23 protein-coding genes are annotated in these 18,422 nt (G+C 36.9%); 12 read left to right on the forward strand and 11 right to left on the reverse strand.

From position 1 onward, the window contains the following. Positions 1-16: 16 nt before the first annotated feature. The 4 genes from ACA100_RS10190 to ACA100_RS10205 all read right to left on the reverse strand — a co-directional run bounded on the left by ACA100_RS10190 (position 17) and on the right by ACA100_RS10205 (position 3,963). Positions 17-322, reverse strand: a complete 306-nt coding sequence (locus ACA100_RS10190) for a DUF2845 domain-containing protein (RefSeq protein WP_481077599.1) — start codon at positions 320-322, stop codon at positions 17-19. Positions 323-338: 16 nt separating this feature from the next. After that, positions 339-812 carry an anaerobic ribonucleoside-triphosphate reductase-activating protein gene (gene nrdG, locus ACA100_RS10195; protein ID WP_481077600.1) on the reverse strand — a complete coding sequence of 158 codons (474 nt, stop codon included), beginning with the start codon at positions 810-812 and terminating at the stop codon, positions 339-341. Between the two features lie 66 nt (positions 813-878). Further along, positions 879-2,996, reverse strand: a complete 2,118-nt coding sequence (gene nrdD / locus ACA100_RS10200; protein ID WP_481077601.1) for an anaerobic ribonucleoside-triphosphate reductase — start codon at positions 2,994-2,996, stop codon at positions 879-881. Positions 2,997-3,168: 172 nt separating this feature from the next. Continuing rightward, positions 3,169-3,963 carry an AraC family transcriptional regulator gene (locus ACA100_RS10205; RefSeq protein ID WP_481077602.1) on the reverse strand — a complete coding sequence of 265 codons (795 nt, stop codon included), beginning with the start codon at positions 3,961-3,963 and terminating at the stop codon, positions 3,169-3,171. A gap of 141 nt (positions 3,964-4,104) precedes the next feature. Between ACA100_RS10205 and ACA100_RS10210 the strand changes: the two genes are divergently transcribed. After that, positions 4,105-4,902: a siderophore-interacting protein gene (locus ACA100_RS10210; protein WP_481077603.1), complete on the forward strand. Its 798-nt coding sequence runs from the start codon at positions 4,105-4,107 to the stop codon at positions 4,900-4,902. Positions 4,903-4,959: 57 nt separating this feature from the next. Here ACA100_RS10210 and ACA100_RS10215 read toward each other — a convergent pair whose 3' ends face one another. After that, complete coding sequence (locus ACA100_RS10215) at positions 4,960-5,361, reverse strand: hypothetical protein (protein WP_481077604.1); 402 nt, start codon at positions 5,359-5,361, stop codon at positions 4,960-4,962. Positions 5,362-5,599: 238 nt separating this feature from the next. On the opposite strand from ACA100_RS10215, the gene ACA100_RS10220 reads away from it, so the two are divergent. Both ACA100_RS10220 and ACA100_RS10225 read left to right on the forward strand, forming a co-directional pair. After that, positions 5,600-6,724 carry a multidrug effflux MFS transporter gene (locus tag ACA100_RS10220; RefSeq protein WP_481077605.1) on the forward strand — a complete coding sequence of 375 codons (1,125 nt, stop codon included), beginning with the start codon at positions 5,600-5,602 and terminating at the stop codon, positions 6,722-6,724. 88 nt (positions 6,725-6,812) lie between these two features. Beyond that, positions 6,813-7,667 carry a CvfB family protein gene (locus tag ACA100_RS10225; RefSeq protein WP_481077606.1) on the forward strand — a complete coding sequence of 285 codons (855 nt, stop codon included), beginning with the start codon at positions 6,813-6,815 and terminating at the stop codon, positions 7,665-7,667. Between the two features lie 77 nt (positions 7,668-7,744). Here the strand turns inward: ACA100_RS10225 and ACA100_RS10230 are convergent, their stop codons facing one another. Next, positions 7,745-8,140, reverse strand: coding sequence for an SMI1/KNR4 family protein (locus tag ACA100_RS10230; protein ID WP_481077607.1), 396 nt, complete (start codon positions 8,138-8,140; stop codon positions 7,745-7,747). 151 nt (positions 8,141-8,291) lie between these two features. On the opposite strand from ACA100_RS10230, the gene ACA100_RS10235 reads away from it, so the two are divergent. Together ACA100_RS10235 and dbpA are read left to right on the forward strand one after the other, a co-directional pair. Further along, positions 8,292-9,209, forward strand: coding sequence for a DMT family transporter (locus tag ACA100_RS10235; protein WP_481077608.1), 918 nt, complete (start codon positions 8,292-8,294; stop codon positions 9,207-9,209). A gap of 63 nt (positions 9,210-9,272) precedes the next feature. Continuing rightward, on the forward strand, positions 9,273-10,667 hold the full coding sequence (dbpA, locus tag ACA100_RS10240; protein ID WP_481077609.1) for an ATP-dependent RNA helicase DbpA: 1,395 nt from the start codon (positions 9,273-9,275) through the stop codon (positions 10,665-10,667). A 54-nt stretch (positions 10,668-10,721) separates the two neighbouring features. On the opposite strand, the gene ACA100_RS10245 is transcribed toward dbpA, so the two are convergent. Further along, positions 10,722-11,267 (reverse strand): NAD(P)H-dependent oxidoreductase, encoded by a 546-nt coding sequence (locus ACA100_RS10245; RefSeq protein WP_481077610.1) that lies wholly within the window; start codon positions 11,265-11,267, stop codon positions 10,722-10,724. A gap of 130 nt (positions 11,268-11,397) precedes the next feature. On the opposite strand from ACA100_RS10245, the gene ACA100_RS10250 reads away from it, so the two are divergent. Together ACA100_RS10250 and ACA100_RS10255 are read left to right on the forward strand one after the other, a co-directional pair. Next, positions 11,398-11,748, forward strand: coding sequence for a winged helix-turn-helix transcriptional regulator (locus ACA100_RS10250; protein WP_481077611.1), 351 nt, complete (start codon positions 11,398-11,400; stop codon positions 11,746-11,748). 20 nt (positions 11,749-11,768) lie between these two features. Next, the gene (locus tag ACA100_RS10255) at positions 11,769-12,071 is read left to right on the forward strand and encodes a monooxygenase (RefSeq protein WP_481077612.1); all 303 of its coding nucleotides are present in this window, start codon (positions 11,769-11,771) and stop codon (positions 12,069-12,071) included. Between the two features lie 36 nt (positions 12,072-12,107). Here ACA100_RS10255 and ACA100_RS10260 read toward each other — a convergent pair whose 3' ends face one another. Continuing rightward, positions 12,108-12,797: an aspartate/glutamate racemase family protein gene (locus ACA100_RS10260; protein WP_481077613.1), complete on the reverse strand. Its 690-nt coding sequence runs from the start codon at positions 12,795-12,797 to the stop codon at positions 12,108-12,110. Positions 12,798-12,966: 169 nt separating this feature from the next. Here ACA100_RS10260 and ACA100_RS10265 point away from each other — a divergent pair, with 169 nt between their 5' ends. The 4 genes from ACA100_RS10265 to ACA100_RS10280 are packed head-to-tail and all read left to right on the forward strand — an operon-like array spanning position 12,967 to position 15,130. Further along, a complete protein-coding gene (locus ACA100_RS10265; RefSeq protein WP_481077614.1) occupies positions 12,967-13,749 on the forward strand; it encodes an NAD-dependent epimerase/dehydratase family protein in 783 nt (260 codons plus the stop codon). Next, entirely contained in the window at positions 13,746-14,126 is a 381-nt protein-coding gene (locus tag ACA100_RS10270; RefSeq protein ID WP_481077615.1) for a DoxX-like family protein, read from the forward strand. The genes ACA100_RS10265 and ACA100_RS10270 overlap by 4 nt, the downstream gene beginning before the upstream one ends. Then, positions 14,119-14,604, forward strand: coding sequence for a DUF2269 family protein (locus tag ACA100_RS10275; protein WP_481077616.1), 486 nt, complete (start codon positions 14,119-14,121; stop codon positions 14,602-14,604). The genes ACA100_RS10270 and ACA100_RS10275 overlap by 8 nt, the downstream gene beginning before the upstream one ends. 13 nt (positions 14,605-14,617) lie before the next feature. Beyond that, complete coding sequence (locus ACA100_RS10280) at positions 14,618-15,130, forward strand: GNAT family N-acetyltransferase (RefSeq protein ID WP_481077617.1); 513 nt, start codon at positions 14,618-14,620, stop codon at positions 15,128-15,130. Positions 15,131-15,164: 34 nt separating this feature from the next. On the opposite strand, the gene ACA100_RS10285 is transcribed toward ACA100_RS10280, so the two are convergent. After that, positions 15,165-16,175, reverse strand: a complete 1,011-nt coding sequence (locus ACA100_RS10285) for a hypothetical protein (protein WP_481077618.1) — start codon at positions 16,173-16,175, stop codon at positions 15,165-15,167. Between the two features lie 102 nt (positions 16,176-16,277). On the opposite strand from ACA100_RS10285, the gene ACA100_RS10290 reads away from it, so the two are divergent. Beyond that, entirely contained in the window at positions 16,278-17,198 is a 921-nt protein-coding gene (locus tag ACA100_RS10290; protein WP_481077619.1) for a competence protein CoiA family protein, read from the forward strand. Positions 17,199-17,263: 65 nt separating this feature from the next. Here ACA100_RS10290 and ACA100_RS10295 read toward each other — a convergent pair whose 3' ends face one another. Continuing rightward, positions 17,264-17,839, reverse strand: coding sequence for a DsbC family protein (locus tag ACA100_RS10295; RefSeq protein WP_481077620.1), 576 nt, complete (start codon positions 17,837-17,839; stop codon positions 17,264-17,266). Further along, the gene (locus ACA100_RS10300; RefSeq protein ID WP_481077621.1) at positions 17,836-18,390 is read right to left on the reverse strand and encodes a GbsR/MarR family transcriptional regulator; all 555 of its coding nucleotides are present in this window, start codon (positions 18,388-18,390) and stop codon (positions 17,836-17,838) included. The genes ACA100_RS10295 and ACA100_RS10300 overlap by 4 nt, the downstream gene beginning before the upstream one ends. Positions 18,391-18,422: the final 32 nt, after the last annotated feature.

The following is an 18,422-nucleotide window of genomic DNA, read 5'->3' on the forward strand; positions in this document are numbered from 1 at the left end:
AACAAAATCATCAAGATTATTTTTTAGCATCAATGATGCTAGTTAAAATTCCACCTTTAAATATTAAAGTTTTCATATTGCCGTTTTCTTTGTATGTCACATGATTAATGGCAACATTATTTTCTTTATATGCGATATTATTTTTGTATATAACATCATTTTCCCATGCCACAACTTCATCACTAATGGGTTGCCCACAGATCTCAAGAACATAAGCTTTCGCATCTCCTGTTCTCGCTAATTTATTCTTACAGCGAATAGAATCTGCATACGATAACGATGTTACAGAAAGTAATAACAGAGTAATGAATAATTTTTTCATGATGAGCTCCTTAGTGTTATGATTTTAAATGTAAATAATGAATGATCTGATTTCGGCTACCGCGCCAAATTAATTTTTTGTCTGCTTCTGATTCTATAAATTGACCATCGATCAATACATCAATATAACTCAAAAGCACTTTTTGCTCATCCGTTAAATCTTGCAATCGATAACCTGTCCAAACCCAAACATCTTTATTAGGGCATTCATTTTTCACTCTTTGCAATAGTTTTAAAATGCTTGGCAAATTATCAGGCAATAAAGGATCACCACCTGATAACGATAAACCTTGGCGCTTAATTTTTGTATCTTGTAGATCGTGAATGATTTGATTCTCTAAAGCTTCATCATAAAGCTTGCCTGAAGTAACTTTCCAAGTACGTTTGTTATAACAACCTTTGCATTGATGCATACAGCCTGATACAAATAATGTGCATCGTGTACCCGGCCCATTCACAACGTCCACAGAGTAATATTTATGATAATTCATATTTATTCCCAAAAAGTACTCACGCTCACATCACATGTGAGCGCAATAATGACTTAAATATAAAAACTATAAATGCTTCACTCTGCGCTTTACTTCCTCTTGTTTGCCTTGATTAAATGGCCTTGCATCTGGGCTTCCTAAATAACCACAAACACGGCGCGTAACCGAAACACGATCAGGATTAGAATTACCACAATTTGGGCAAGTAAAGCCTTTGCTTTCACACGCAAATTCGCCTGTAAAACCACAATCGTAGCACTCATCAATCGGCGTATTTGTGCCGTAATATGGTACGCGTGAATAGCTGTAATCCCATACATCTTCAATCGCTTTTAAATTATGCTGTAAGTTGGGATATTCGCCATAACAGATGAATCCACCATTGGCAAAAGCAGGATATTTTTCTTCAAAATCTAGTTTTTCATAAGGATTCACGCTTTTTTCAACATCCAAATGGAAGCTATTTGTGTAATAACCTTTATCTGTTACTCCATCAATCACACCAAATTCTGCTGCATCCAATCGACAAAAACGATCACATAAATTTTCACTTGGCGTGCTGTATAAACTGAATCCATAACCTGTTTCAGCTTTCCATTCATTCACTTTCTGGCGGAGATATTGAATCACTTCAATGCCTTTTGCTTGCTTCATTGCATCATCAAAAGGATGTGTTTCTGTGCCATATAAAGCTTGTAGCATTTCATGCACACCAATATAACCAAGTGAAATAGAAGCTCTGCCATTTTTAAAGATCTGCGCGATGCTATCATCTGCTTTCAAACGAACACCACAAGCACCTTCCATATACAAAATTGGCGCAACGCGTGCTTTGACTGTATCTAATCGTGCAATGCGAGTTAACAGTGCTTGTTGACAGATATCTAAGCGTTGATCCAATAATTGCCAGAATTTATCTTCATTATGTTCAGCTTCAATTGCAATTCTTGGTAAGTTTAAGCTGATCACACCGAGATTATTGCGCCCTTCATGTTGCTCAATGCCATTTTCTTCATAGCGACTTAAAAAGCTTCTACATCCCATTGGCGTTTTGAATGAACCTGTCACTTTCACCACTTGTTCATAATTCAAAATATCTGGGTACATTCGTTTCGATGCACATTCAACCGCCAATTGCTTAATATCATAATTGGGATCACCTGCTTTATGATTGATCCCATCTTTAATGGCAAAAACCAATTTCGGGAAAATCGCCGTTTTGGCTTTTTTACCCAAACCTTTCATGCGTACTTTTAAAATAGAATGTTGAATCAAGCGAGATTCTTCGCTTGTGCCTAAACCAAAGCCAAATGTGACAAATGGCGTTTGCCCATTGGCTGTATGCAATGTATTCACTTCATATTCTAAGGATTGAAATGCATCGTAACATTCCTTTTCTATGCGCTCTTTAGCATAAGCTTCACGATCTTGAATACCCCAATCATCTGCTATTTTCAAATGTTTCTGATAGCTGATTGCCACATAAGGCGCAAGCACTTCATCAATGCGATTAATCGTCGTACCACCATAAATATGACTTGCCACTTGCGCGATGATTTGTGCTGTCACAGCTGTTGCAGTTGTGATGGATTTAGGTTGCTCAATTTCTGCATTGCCCATTTTAAAGCCTTGGCTCAGCATCCCTTCCAAATCAACCAACATGCAGTTAAACATCGGGAAAAATGGCGCATAATCTAAATCATGATAATGAATTTCACCGCGCTCGTGCGCAAGGCTTACTTCTTTTGGCAACATATAACGAGTGGCATAATGCTTTGTGATAATTCCTGCTAGCAGATCACGTTGTGTCGGGATCACTTTGCCATCTTTATTGGCATTTTCGTTCAAAATCGCCGCATTGGTTTGATCCACTAAGCCTTTAATGTCTTGGTTTAATCGGCTCTTTTGCTCGCGGATTTTATCGCGGTCATGACGATATTCTATATAACAGCGCGCCATCTCTTTATATGGGCCAGACATCAAAGCATTTTCAACCGCATTCTGTATTTTTTCTATCGCGATCGTTTGTTGATCTGTCACTGCTTTTGTTACTAATTGTGTGGCATGTTGGCAATAAGCTTCATCATTCACATTGGAAGCTATCGCTGATTTGTATATTGCATCGTAAATTCGTTGTTGATCAAATGACATTTGGCAGCCATCCCGTTTGATTACAATCGTCATGTTCTTTCACTCCAAAACTTAAATTGACAGAAAGGAATAGAACAACATGATAGGAAACCCGATCATAAAAAACAGTCAAAAAATGTTAGTGCGTAAAGCTAAAAAGCCATTGAAATCACAGCAAACATAGCCAATATGAATCCTCACTCATATTTACAAGATGAGAATGTTCTTATCTATATTCTTGATCTGTTTGACTCTTATCAACTGACAAATAGTTAGTTGGTGATGATCCTGTCATATTTTTGAAAAAGGTGGAAAAGGCACTATCATTGGCAAAACCTAATGTTAATGCGATGTCCATCATACTTCTCTGCTCACTCAGCAATTCTATGGCTCTGAATAGTCGCCATTGCTGCCGCCATGATTGATAATTTAAGCCTGTTTCCTTCAAAAAGATGCGCGTAATGGTTCGTTCACTTGCACCAATGTGCTTAGCTAACTCTGACAATGGCGGTGCATAAGTTAATAGATCAAATTTCTGAAGGCGATAATCTTTCGGTAACTCTAAATAATGCTCTTCACGATCTGCTAATTTCAGTTCATCCCACAAAACTAATAACCAATGTGCACCACGCGATGGCAATTGCCAATCCATTGCCCAATCTGATTGTGCGATCTTTTCTAAGATGCATTTTAATAATGGTGAACAGCTCCATGTTGCAGGCTCTTTGGGTAAATGGGGAAAGATTTCAGTATCAATATAAATAGAGCGATAACCCACAACTTCTGTGAAAAATACGCAATGTGTTTGATTTGGTGGCAACCAAACGACTTTTTGTGGTGGAATCACAGATAATTTTTGATCAATCACAACGCGCATGCTGCCTTGCTGTGCAAAGAGTAATTGCCCTTTATTATGCTGATGCTCCCCTGAGTTATGTTTCACCAATTCAGCTGCAATTCCGATGATGCTTATTGCTATTGTATCTGGATCAAAGATTGCATCCGCTTCTATCCATGCCATTGAATTTCCCTAAATTTTTTGAATATTTAACCACAATCACGCTTTTTATCCAAAGTTAACCACATAAATAACAGTAATTATCATTTGCATTTAATAATAATATGCAGCAAGATATCAGCACATTTAAAGGGAGAATACATTATGCAAGTTCATAGAACTGTTGTGCGAGTTGCTCGCAAAGAATTTTTAACGCCTAATTATTTGCGCGTTGTATTAAAATGTGATGATGTTGAGCATTACAAAGATGTATCTTTAGGCGTCAATAATAAATTGTTCATTCCGCCACAAGGCCATTCTACGGTAGAAATGCCTATTTATAACGAAGAAACTCGTAAATGGGACATTGAAAATGAAGCCAATCGCCCAACTGTACGCACTTACACGCATCGTGAAATTGATCTAGATGCCAAAGAACTCATCGTAGATTTTGCAGTACATGAAGGTAATTCTGTGGCTTGCCAATGGGCGATGAATGCTAAGGCGGATGATCAAATCGGTTTAGCAATGAAAAAAAACCATCGTGATGTATTAACAGAAGCAGATCATTATCTATTTGTAACAGATATGACAGGGATTCCTGCGGTATCAGCATTGGTTGCACAAGTGCCAAACCATGCAAGAGTGACAGTGATCACAGAAGTGATGACAAAAGAAGATATATTGCCAGAGCATTATCAAACAGCAGCAGATTTGGATTTGCATTGGTTGATCAACGCGCACCCTGAAACTGGTAGCGATTTATATGATTTAACCAAAACAATGGTGGATTTAATGCCTGCATCACATTTTGTTCATATCACTGCTGAATTCACGACTGTGAAAAAATTACGTGATTACTTACGTAAAGAGAAAGAGTGGACATCACGTGAGTTCTACGCTTGTGCTTACTGGCAGATTGGCAAAAAAGAACACGAAGAGCGCGAAAAACGCATGGATTAATGATCAACAATAGCCTTACATTCACTATATGTAAGGCTGTTTCCATTGTCTCAGAAGTTATTGCTCCACAGGAACATTTGCGTTATTTAATTCTTGCTCGATTTGTTGCATATCTTGTTGAATTGCATTTAAGCCTTCCTGAAATTGGGGATCATTAGCAATCGATGCACCAAAAATAATAGCCCACAATGTTGGAGAGAATACAAAGCCTGCGATCGTCAACAACAATGACAAAATACTCACGCCAATTGCAGCACCATATTTAGTCTTAATGGATAAGATTAAAGCGATAATAGTACAAACTAATGCGATTGGGAAAAATACAATACCAATTGTTAAAATCGCTAATACACCCGCAACACAACCAATAATAGCAGGAATCATACCTTTCTTTTGAGTATTAACAATTTCTACCTTTTCTACTTTTTCTACCTTTTCTGTACTTTCTACAGTACTCATAATTTATTTCCTTATATTTTATAAATTTTTTTTACAATAAATGCTTATTACAAATAAAAAGCGGTGGAATCTTCACATATATACGATCACAAATCAATTCTATTGCCATATAAAGTGACTTTTGTTCATATTCCATACAAAAAACATGTCTGATTTTATAATAATATTGTCTTAGGTTATAAATTAAGAAAATCCAATAACGATTACCATTGTTGCTTTCAAATTATGGTAACTTTTTATGAAACAGACTTTATCTTTGCCCTTGCTGATTGCATTGATGATGTTTCCACAAATTGTGGAAACTATTTATAGTCCAGCACTCACAGATATTGCGACAGCCTTTAATGTAAGCCAAAGCGATGCAGGGCAAACATTATCCCTTTACTTCATTGCCTTTGCATTTGGCGTGGTAATTTGGGGCTACAGTTGCGATTGGTTAGGCAGAAAGCCAACAGTATTAATCGCACTATTCCTTTATGGGATTGCTTGTGTTGCAGCAATCTTTGCGACAAACTTTGATCTATTATTGATGTGCAGAATGCTCATGGCATTTTCAGCGGCGATTGGTTCAATCGGCACACAAACGATTATGCGTGATCGTTTATCAGGCGAAACTTTACGCTATGTATTTTCTATTATGGGCATTGCTTTAGCGATCAGCCCAATCATTGGGATGTTATTAGGCGCATTGATGGTGAGTTTTTCTGGCTATCATGGTGTATTCATTTTATTGGTTCTGATGGCAATTGTTTTATTGGCTTGGGTTGCGTTCATTTTGCCTGAAACTAAACCTGAACATATCAGCAAACCACCATTTTTAGCAACATTAAAAGAGATGCTATGTGATCTTTTCATCTTGAAAAATGCATGCTTAATTGGCTTTTTAAACATTGCCCTATTTGCTTACTATCAATTAGCACCGTTTATGTTTGAGCAATTAGGATTGAGCCATACATTATTTGGTTTAAGTGGAATTTTGCTAGGTTTAGGTTCATTTTTAGGCGCATTTTTGAATAAACGTTGGATTCAAAAATATGCGTTCAGCAGTGAAAAATTGGTCTCGATTGCGAGCATCATTTTATTAATCAGCAGTGCATTGGTTTTAATATTCCAAAGCCAATGGCTCTTCATTTTGCCAATGGTTGGCGTTGTGATGGCTTATGGCATTGCAATCCCCAATATTTTGGCGAAAGCGTTGATGAATTATGGTGATAAACTCGGCACAGCAGGCGCAATTTTGGGTTTAATGTATTACTTAATCATCGGCCTTGGTTTGATGTTAGTGGCTTATGGACAACATTTGGGATTAAGTTTAATGATTTTGAGTGTTTTAGTTTTCATCACTCAACGCATTAAAGTTTAGATATCTTTCATCTTTCCTGAAGAATTTCTCAGTAAGGTTTATAATTATCGCTATTTATTGATTATTCTATTCTTTGATGAAAGGTCAAATGTCTTACTATCGTTACTCAGAACCAAAAATCGGCCGTATGAATCACCTAAAAATCACGCAGAAAACTTCTGCGGGCGCAGTTTTAGAAGGTGATATTTTACTGCCAACCAAATCCATTCCAAGAAGCATTCCTGCCAATATCGGGGATACTTTGGAAGTGTTTGTGTATGCCAATGCACAAGGTAAATTAACTGCAACTACGCAAAAGCCATTCACAGAAGTTGGTAAATTTGCTGATCTTCAAGTGGTGGAAATTTCAGATTATGGCATTTTCTTGGATTGGGGTTTACCAAAAGATTTGATGCTGCCATTTAATGAAGAAGTTGGCACATTGGCGGTTGAAGATTTTGCGATTGTTTATACTTATATGGATGAACGTTCTCAACGCATCACAGCGACCATGAAGTATGATAAATACTTAGATCAAATCCCGCACAGCTACAAAGAAGGTGATGAAGTGATGCTTTTGATCGAAAGCAGAACGCCATTAGGCTTAAATGTGATCGTGAATCATGCTCACCGTGGTTTAGTATTTAAAAGCGACATCAACTATGATGCACAAATCGGTAGCGAAGTGACTGGTTACATCAAAAATGTTCGTGAAGATGGCAAGTTAGATATTCTATTGCAACCTGTGATCAAAACAGCAGAAGATCGTAACAGCTTGGAATCTAAAATTTTAGAAGCTTTAAAAATCAACAATGGTTCATTGCCGATGAGTGATAAGAGCGCACCTGAAGAAATTCAGCGCCGTTTTGGTGTGAGTAAATCATCTTTCAAACGCGCAATTGGTGGTTTATTTAAAGCTAAAAAGATCAGAATTTTTAAAGATAAAATTGAGTTAAATGATTAAGTAGCTGTAAAAAATTGATTTAAAAATAGCGAGCTAGATACATTAATCTACTCGCTATTTTTTTGTATTTAAACGTGCTATTCATCATCGTAATATGGATCTAAGCTTGCTCTATTATCGATTAGAAACGTTTCTAAATTATCTGAAATTTTCACCATCATTGTTTCATCTAAAGCCCCCATGCCACTTGCATGGATCGTTTGTGTTATTTTATGCATTAAAATAGCAACACCGCCACCATCATCACCAATCATGATGTACTCAGGTAAATATTCTGCCACTTCATAATCCAAATTTCTTGCATGAATGATGTCATTTGAATAGATGATCAAGCTTGTTTCACCTTCTAAATCACCATTGATACCATCACATATTTTATAAAAATTCATCAAATCTGATGGCAAATCATTGATCTGTAAATCAGCCACTTCAATAACATCATAGATCGCCTTTAATTCATTTAACTCAATCACGTTTTGTGTACTCCTCAATATTATCTTGGATATTTTGTAATATTTCGCATCATAACAATTCCCATAAAAATATCCTCACTTTCCTTGAAATTTCCATTACACTGATCAATCTTAACTCGATCATTATTGATCATCGCTTTTGGAATGAATCATGAATCAAGAACTCAGAGGACATACGCTCGCCCTGCTCACTATTCTGTTATGGGGCACAACTTTCGTTTCAACAAAAATCCTCTTACACCATGATTTATCACCAATGGAAATTTTGCTCACACGTTTTGTGATGGGTACATGCTTCTTAATGCTACTATTTCCGAAGCGATTAAAAGGTACAACATTAAAGCAAGAAGCATACTTTGCAGCCGCAGGTTTATGTGGCATTACGCTCTATTACTTATTTGAAAACAATGCGCTCATTTATACATTAGCATCCAATGCTGCATTGATTGCATCCACATCACCATTCTTCACTGTATTACTCGCACGCTTTTTCTTAAAAGATGAAACCATTCGCCCACAATTTTATTTTGGTATGGTTTTATCGTTCGTTGGCGTTGGTTTAATGAGCTTTAGTGGTGCAACAGAATTACAAATCAATTTAAAAGGTGACTTTTTAGCATTACTCGCTGCAATCATTTGGTCGTTCTATTCGATTTTCTCTAAGAAAATCAGTTCATTTGGCTATAACACAATCCAAACAACACGCAGAACATTCATGTACGGCATTTTATTCATGTTGCCCATCATTCCATTTGCTCATGTTGATTTCAATATTAATCACTATCTCAACACAACTGTGATTTTAAACTTAATGTTTTTGGGTTTAGGCGCTTCTGCCATCTGCTTTGTGACTTGGAATTTAGCATTAAAATCATTAGGCGCAATCAAGGCAAGTTTATACATTAATGCTGTGCCGATGGTGACGGTAATTTTGTCCATGATCGTATTGCATGAAAGGCTCACGTGGATGTCTGGCACAGGGATTGCTTTAGTTTTGGGCGGATTATCCGTATCGCAATTTAAAAAGCGTAGCAAAGTGATCATTCATAGCGATTCACATCAAAAGTAGATTGTTTCGTCACTTTTCAGTATAGTTCACACATTATTTGATTGAATTATATTGAGAATCATCGTGGCTATCCAAAACTTTTCTGAACTTTCCTTACCAATCGCACAATTAGATAACCTAAAAGACTTAGGTTACTTAACAATGACGCCGATTCAAGCCGTTGCATTGCCTGCAATTTTGAATGGTAAAGACATTGTGGCACAAGCTAAAACAGGGAGCGGAAAAACAGCAGCTTTCGGTATTGGTTTATTGGAAACCATTGATGCAACACAATTCTCTACACAAAGTTTAGTCTTGTGCCCTACGCGCGAATTGGCTGATCAAGTGAGTAAAGAATTGCGCCGTTTAGCACGTTATATTCCTAACTTAAAGATCTCTAGTATTTGTGGCGGTGTTCCTGTTGCTAGACAAGTTCACTCCATGAGCCAACATCCACCGCATATCGCAGTGGGCACGCCAGGTAGAATTTTGGATCACTTAAAGCGTAATACATTAAACCTTAAAAATATCAAAATGTTTGTGCTCGATGAAGCTGATCGTATGCTGGATATGGGTTTTGCTGATGAAATGGATGCCATCATTAGTTATGCACCTAAAAAACGCCAAACATTGCTATTTTCAGCAACGTATCCTGAGAATATTCAAGCCATCAGCTCACGCATTCAACATAATCCTGTGATGGTTAAAATTGAAGAAACTAAAGCGGATGAGCCTAAAATCGATCAATCTGTTGTATTGCACGATAACAATAGCGAAAAAGATGCATTAGTAGCCAAATTATTGTATCGCCATGAGCCAGAATCCACTGTGATCTTCTGTAACACAATCGCCGCTTGTATCGAGTTAGAAAACTATCTCTATTCACAAGATATCGATGTTTTATCTTTACATGGTGATTTAGAACAACGTGATCGCGACCAAGTATTATTGCGCTTCAGCAATCGCAGCTGCCGTGTTTTAGTGGCGACAGATGTTGCAGCACGTGGTTTAGACATCGCAGATTTATCGATGGTGATCAACTATGATTTACCTTTTGATCCTGAAGTTTATGTTCATCGTATTGGTCGTACAGGACGCGCTGGTAAAACAGGGATTGCAGCAAGTTTAGTATTAGCTTCTAAACTGCATCGCTTGGAAGAAGTAGAAGCTTACATCGAAAAATCTATCCCAAAATTTTCAGCGAATGATTTGAAAGATGTGAAGCCAATTTCATTGATCGCACCAATGGTGACAATTGAAATCAGCGAAGGTAAAAAATCTAAAATCAGCGCAGGCGATATTTTAGGCTCTTTGACATCGAAAGGTGAAATTGCAGGTAAAGATGTGGGCAAAATCAACTTATTGCCACTACAAGCTTACGTTGCTGTTTCACGTAAACATGCCAAAGAAGCTGTCAATCAAATCTGGAAATCCCCAATCAAAGGCATTCGTTGCCGTGCAAGAATTGTGGGCGAATAATTCCAAAAAGTCTCATCTTGCATATTCAGCATGATGAGACTTTCATTGATGATGTTATAAATTTAAAACAAAATCCACATAATTGTTCGCGCTTTCTGCGATTTCTTCTTCTGTTAATGTAGTAGCATTTGGCTCATTATTAATGCCATGAACAGAAAAAATGCTACGATAATCTGCTTGGCAATATCGCATCGACAATTCAAAGGGCATCAATAAATTTTCTAAAGAAATACCGCATCGCCCTTCCACTGAAAATTCATGTCCTTGCACACCAGTTGATACAGCCAATGCGACCTTTTTGTGCTGCAAATGTGTACCATTTTCTCCATAAGCCCAACCATATTCTAAAACCTCATCAAACCACTGTTTTAACAATGGCGGAGCACTAAACCAATACATGGGAAATTGAAAAATCAATGCATTATGCTCATCTACTAATGCTTGTTCTTTCGTAATATCAATGTGCCCATCTGGATATGTTTGATACAAATCATGAAAGGTTACGGAATCTTCATGCTGTTTAATTGCATCGCGCCACGCTTTATTGGCCAAGGAATCCTCAATATTGGGATGCGCCATAATCACTAATGTTTTCTTCATACAAATACCATCGAGTTAATTTAAAAAGTAAGTAGCCATTGCAATAACATGTCGCTGAGTATAAGCCATGAAATCATATATAATCTAGTACGCACAATGAGGTTATATACTTACTTTTAGGAAAGTGTAAATGGCAGAAGATAAATGCATAGATGGTTACGAAACATTTGAAAACACTGGCTTTGGTTACACATTGTCACAGATCAGCGGCAAGTACAAAATGATCATTATTTATACATTATATGAGCATAAACCCATCATGCGCTTCAATGAACTTCATCGTTTTATTGGCACAATATCTTTTAAAACACTCAGTAGCACACTGAAAGAACTGGAACGTGATGAACTTATTATTCGCAAAGTCTATTCTCAAATTCCACCTAAAGTTGAATATTCATTGTCTGAGCGTGGTCAATCCCTTATCCCAATTTTGAACACTATGTGCGAATGGGGTAAAAAACATATGAACAATAATTTGTAATTCTAAATTGAGGAGTAAACATGAACTATATTCTACAAGTTGATTTCCCTTATACTGGCCCTTGGGGCGATGAAATGACTGCGGTAATGCATGACTTAGCTCATTCTATCGCTGAAGAAACGGGGTTAATTTGGAAAATTTGGACAGAAAATAAAGATGCCAATGAAGCTGGCGGTATTTATCTATTTAATAATATTGCTGATGCAGAGCGTTATTTAACAATGCATTCTGCGCGCTTGAAATCATTTGGCATTCCCCATGTGAATGGCAAAATATTCGCAGTGAATGAAGCTTTATCTAAAATTGATAAAGCACCATTGTAAGATACAGAAAGCCAGCAAACGCTGGCTTTTGTTCTATTATGCCAAAGCAAAATCCACTGCTGCCATTGCATGGATTGTGGTTGTATCAAAAGTTGACACGCTGAACTCAACATCACCAATCAATAGACAAATTTCCGTACAACCTAGAATAATCCCTTCAGCACCTTCTGCAATTAATTGATTTGCGATCTCAATGTATTTTTGTTTGGAATCCTCTTTGATAATGCCACAGCATAATTCATTGAAAATCACTTCATGGATGGTTTTACGCTCATCTGATTCTGGGACAATCACATCAATGCCTTGATCTTGTAAGCGTGATTTATAGAAATCTTGCTCCATCGTGAATGCGGTGCCAAGCAAACCTATTTTTTGGATATTTTGTGCTTTAATCGCAGTCGCTGTCGCATCTGCAATGTGAATGAAAGGAATGTTGATGGCATTTTCAATATGTTCTGCCACTTTATGCATTGTATTGGTGCATAGAATAATACAAGCGGCATCCGCCTTTTCTAAGGCTTTTGCTTCATAAGCTAAGATATTCCCTGCTGTCTCCCAATCACCTTGCTTCTGTAATTCAGCAATTTCTGCAAAATCTACGCTCGTTAAAATGATCTTTGCCGAATGTAATCCACCTAAGCGCTTTTGCACGGCACGATTGATCTGCTGATAATACAAATCAGTCGATTCCCAGCTCATTCCACCAATTAAACCAATTCTTTTCATCATTACTCCTGATCCAGATTTTAAATATTTTTACCTTATCTTTGTATCACATTCCATGATCAACAAAATAGAGCCTGATCAACTTCATTTAATTCTTTAATTTCTGTATTGACAGAAATTACAAAAACAAATAATCTATGAGCATATTACATCATCAGGAGATAAAATAATGATCATTCTCTTAGGTAGCACTGGCATGATTGGCTCACATATCGCAAAAGCATTAAAGCAACAAAATATAGAATATTGGCTGCCAAACCGCACTGAACTCACACAATTGGATAGACTTGCAGATTTAATTAACCATGAAACAATCATTATCAATGCGATTGGTATTGCACCTGGCTTTGGGGAAAACAAGCATAAAGCCGTTTATGCAGTGCAAAAAGCATTTTTGGATCGCTGTATAGAATTAGGCGTGAAGAAAATCATTTCACTCTCAGCACTCAGCCAATATCCCAATCCAACTGAAATTCCTTACCTCAAGTATAAATATGCATTAGATCAGCATTTGTTAGAGAGCAATATCACAAGTTATATCGTGCGCCCTTCTTTGGTTTATGCGGAAAATGGTGCAAGTACGAAATTCTTTAAAAAACTTTCTAAACTACCGCTTTTAGCTTTCCCTTCAAACTCAAATTATGCAGTTTCACCCATTCATATTGATGATTTAGTGAGTTTCATCATGGCTTTATTGCCATTAGATTTACCTTCACAAATCTTTGAAGTGGGCACTGAAGCCATCACATTAGGCAATTACCTTAAACGCTTTAATTCTAAACTTATCATTCTGCCATTGCCAGAATGGATGATGGCAACTTCCATGAACATGCTCGGTATGGTGATGCCATCCATCGCAGGTAAATACGCTTTTGCATTGTTGCGAGCTGGCAGCGTGAATACACGAGATGATTACCAGTTAATCATGGGCAAAAAAGCGAGAAAAATATGACAACGAATAAAATCTATCGCATCAGCCAAATCACATTGGGCATTGTGTTCATCGCTTCAGGTTTGATTCCGCTGTTATTAAGCGATCCCGTTGCACGCTTGCAGTTATTAGATCCATTACCTTTTCCAACAAGTTGGCAAGAACTGCTCTTTTATGGCTTGGTTGCGATGGATATTTTATGCGGAATCATTGCATTACTTCGCCCTTCTCGATTCATTTGGACGATATTATTCATTGTTGTTTTAGGTTACACAATCATCATTACTACTTTTGCACCTGAAATTTGGCGCGAACCTTTTGGCACATTGCTGAAAAATCTTCCGATTCTTTCACTACTTTGGATCACTTATTCATTGGAGGAAGATCACCATGTTTAATGCTTATTATGTCTTAAAATACTTCCACATCATTTCATCGTTATTAATGGTTGGCACAGGCTTTGGGAGCGCGTTGTATGTATTTTTAGCGAATCGCTCAGGCAGTTTACAAGCACAATATTTTGCCAATCGCACCGTTGTATTTTTGGATTGGGTGATCACAACGCCAACTGTGATTATTCAACCAATCACAGGCATTATGCTTGCTCATATTATGAAAATGAGCTTATTATCCGATTGGTTTTTGAATATCTATTTAATGTATATCGTTGTGGGTGCAGCTTGGTTGCCTGTGGTTTGGTTACAAGTCAGAATGAAACAAATGACAGATCAAGCCGTACATAATAACGAGCCTTTAAACCCAAAATACAAGCTTTATCAAAGAACTTGGGAAATTTTGGGTTACATCGGATTCAGTGGTGCTATGATTATATTCTTCTTAATGGTGACAAAAATGCCATTGATATCATTTAGCTAGTTGAGATACATTTATGATCACAATCCGACCTGAAACACATCGAGACATTCCAATTATTGAAGCGCTGACATTGATTGCTTTTAAAGATCATCCTCATCAAGATCCGCAAAAAGGCACAGTTGAGCATTTAATTATTTATCAATTACGCCAAGCTAAAGCATTAACCATTTCATTGGTTGCAACAGAGAACAATCAAGTTGTTGGGCACATTGCATTTTCACCCATCACAATTGATGGCAAGGATAATAAATGGTTTGTGCTGGCGCCTGTTTCTGTATTGCCTTCACATCAAAAGCAAGGAATTGGCAAAGCATTAATTCAGGCTGGATTACAGCAACTAAAAGATCAAAATGCGAATGGTTGTGTTGTTTTAGGCGAGCCAGATTATTATCAGAAATTTGGCTTTCAAGCGCAAAATGCATTAGTGGTTAATGGCGTGCCACAAGAGTATTTTATGGCACAAACTTTATGTGCTGAAACAATTCCACAAGGTACAGTGCAATTTCACCCTGCTTTTTCATTTTAGCGAAGCTTTATCGCCCATTGCATGATAATACTCATCATTGATTATTTTTAAGTATGACATGCTCAGAAAGTAACTTCCCTGTCATCAATGCCCGATCAAAACTATAAACATGAATAAATGGACTTTCAGAGCATTTACCGACTAATGGTTGTAGATGATGCTTCTCACCTTTTTGAAGAGTAATTTCACCAGTACAAATCGGGCATGTTGCAGTAAATCTTGTAAAACGCGTTCTTTGCTCTTTGAAATCTCGATGCATTTCAATCTCGGCATCATATTCTTTAAAAGATAACATTAACATTGGTGCTTTAATCACTCGATCAAAAGCTAACCTCATAATTGGCTGCGACATATATTTAATGGTTATAAATGCACAACCTGCAAGTATGATAAAAGACATTAGTTGGAACGTAATATACTTATTACCTAGTGCTGTAACAGCAAAGGCTAGAAAAATTAATACTGCAATAAATCCTATAGATAACAGCATCCATCCCAGCAGAAAACTTAATCCTTTGATACTACGATTTTTCATTTCACCATCTTTAAAAAATGGCTTCATATAAAAAGCAAGTTTAATATCTTTCGCAGGCACTCTTCTATAATTGACTTCACTAATATTAGTCTCATTATTCTCACTGCTAAAATCAGCAAAATTTTCATCATCAATAGCTTTAAGTTCTAGCCAAAAAAACTTTTCGTTTCCTTGCCCACCACCAGTTTGAGTTGCTTGAATTATAGGAATAAAACCTAAATCTTGAAAATTTTGTGCATGCTGACTAACAATCCTTGCACAATAATCCACCAACTGTTTCTCAGTAATAAAGTTATTTATGTTAGAAGCTTCTTTATAGGTTTTTCCTTTTTGCTCATCAAAATAAGCCTTCATTGAGTGGCGATCTTTTCCTTGAAAACCCTCCCCTTTTGCATTCACTTCTAATGTTTTCTCACATAGAAAAAGAAGGCAATAATAGTTTTTTGTGCACTCGTTATTATTGATTAGCAGATCTCTTAACATCCCTATTACTTTAATATTATCATCCACTTAAACCCACCTCTTACCCATTAAAACCCTATTAAGGTCTGTTTTTCAAAATAGAACATCAACACAATGCACTCATTCTTTCACTTTTAAAAGAAGTCAAAAATGAGTATGTATTATGCCAATGATGAACACAATAATTTAGCCCATATCAGCTCAGTTGAAAAAGGACTTGCCTGTCATTGTACTTGCTTTCAGTGCAATGAAATAGTCATCGCGAAAAAGGGACAGAAACGCCGCCATCATTTTGCCCATGCAAGTTCAAAAGTAAGCTGTATTATTAATCCTGAAAGCCTTTTGCATAAATATGCGAAAGAAGTTATCCAAAAAGATTTGTTATTAAATCTACCTAAAAATAGCAATTGGAAAGGTGAAGATGGCAATGGATTAGAAGGTGATGGTTATGTTGATTTTGAGGAAGTAATCGCTGAAAAGTCCATCGACTCAATCAGACCTGATTTAACAGCTACGCTATATAACAGTGAGAGAAAACTCTATATTGAGATAGTAGTGACAAATCCACCAAGTGAAGAAAAAATTCAACGTATTCATGATTTAAAACTCAATACAATCGTGATTGACCTTAAAGAATTACTCTCATCACAAATGCATATTCCAAGTGAAGAAGCTAAAAAGTTTATTTTGGATGCAGTCCATAATAAACATTGGATTTATCCGATTCCGCCATCCGATGAGCCAACACTAAAACCTGATCCTGTACCTGAGGAAAATCCTGAAATAAATACACCCGTAGAAATTACTCCTCAAGTAAAAGACAAACGAAAGCGTTTTAAAATTTTCGGCATGTTTGTCAATGTGAATGTATTTAATGATGGGGGAATTTATATTAGAGCTGTCTATAATCCTCAATTGGTTGAACTATTTTCAGAATTAAGATGGAAATATAATGGTCATTACAACTCTAACTACAGGTCATCAAATTTCAGGTATCCGTATTCTGAGCAAGTTCTAGAATATTTAGCATCAATCGATGAAGAACCTGAAAATAATCTTGGAGACTCTTAAAACACAAAATATTACATCTCCATATGATGAAATTAACAAAATAAAGGGTTAATGCTGCCAACCCTTTATTGATTTCGCATATGCTCAGGGCGCCATTCATCAAAATTCAAGCGACCTTCTAAGCCATCGATGATCTCTGTTGGCGACATGAATCCGCTGACTTTTCGGCCATCTTCCAAGAAAATGGATGGCGTGCCATAAACTTTTAATGCTTTAGAAAATTTTCTGGCTTCATCGATCACAGGAAAATCACATGATCGCGCTTTGAATTTAAATTCCAACATTGCGACATCCATCAAAAACTGTTGCTGATCTTTCGGTGCGCACCAAATGGATTCCAATACAGGATTAGAATCTCTCGTTAATGGGAAAGGTGCATAGCGAACTGTGATGCCATTATCAGTCAATTGATTCAAATTTTGATGTAATTTACGGCAATATGGACAAAAAATATCTGTAAAAACAGTCACTGTATATCGCTCATTCTCCGCAGGATAAACCACTAAGAGTTCAGGATCAATTTGATCTAATACAGCTTTATTCGGTGAGTTTTCGATGGCTTGATATGTAATTTTATCTTCACTCACAGCGAATGAGATCGTCAATAAACTCATGAAACATATCGCCATCCACTTCATCATTTTTTATCACCTTTATTAAAGCCCAATAAGAATTTTCCTAAGCCTGAACCTGCCTTTAAAATATTCTTTAAGCCTTTCGATGAAAACACCAAAACTTGATCGCCCAATGTAACTAATGAATGCAATAATTCTGCACTCTCTTTTGTGCGTGCTTGGAAAGTTTCACTCTCTTTTTTGAAATCAGGATCATTCAATAAATCATTAAGCATTACTTCTGTGGGTTTTAATTCCTGCTCAATGCGTTCACGTGCGATGATTTTAAATAGCTCCCAAACATCGCCCGACGTTTCAAAATAATCTTTGCGATCATTCAAAATGTGCGTGCGCTTCACTAAACCTAAGCGCTCTAATTCTTTAATGCTGTTGCTGGCATTCGAGCGTGCAATGCCTAGCAATTCACAAATCATTTCGGCTGTTAAACATTCACCACGAATAAACAATAACGCATGAATTTGAGCAACCGTACGATTCACGCCCCAACGATTGCCCATTTCACCCCAATGCAGAATGAATGCTAATTCTTTCTCAGTTAATGTTTTTAATTCGCTCATGCTTCCCTTTTTCACAACCAATTACGGAAGCC

Source organism: Wohlfahrtiimonas sp. XWW7, assembly GCF_056716055.1.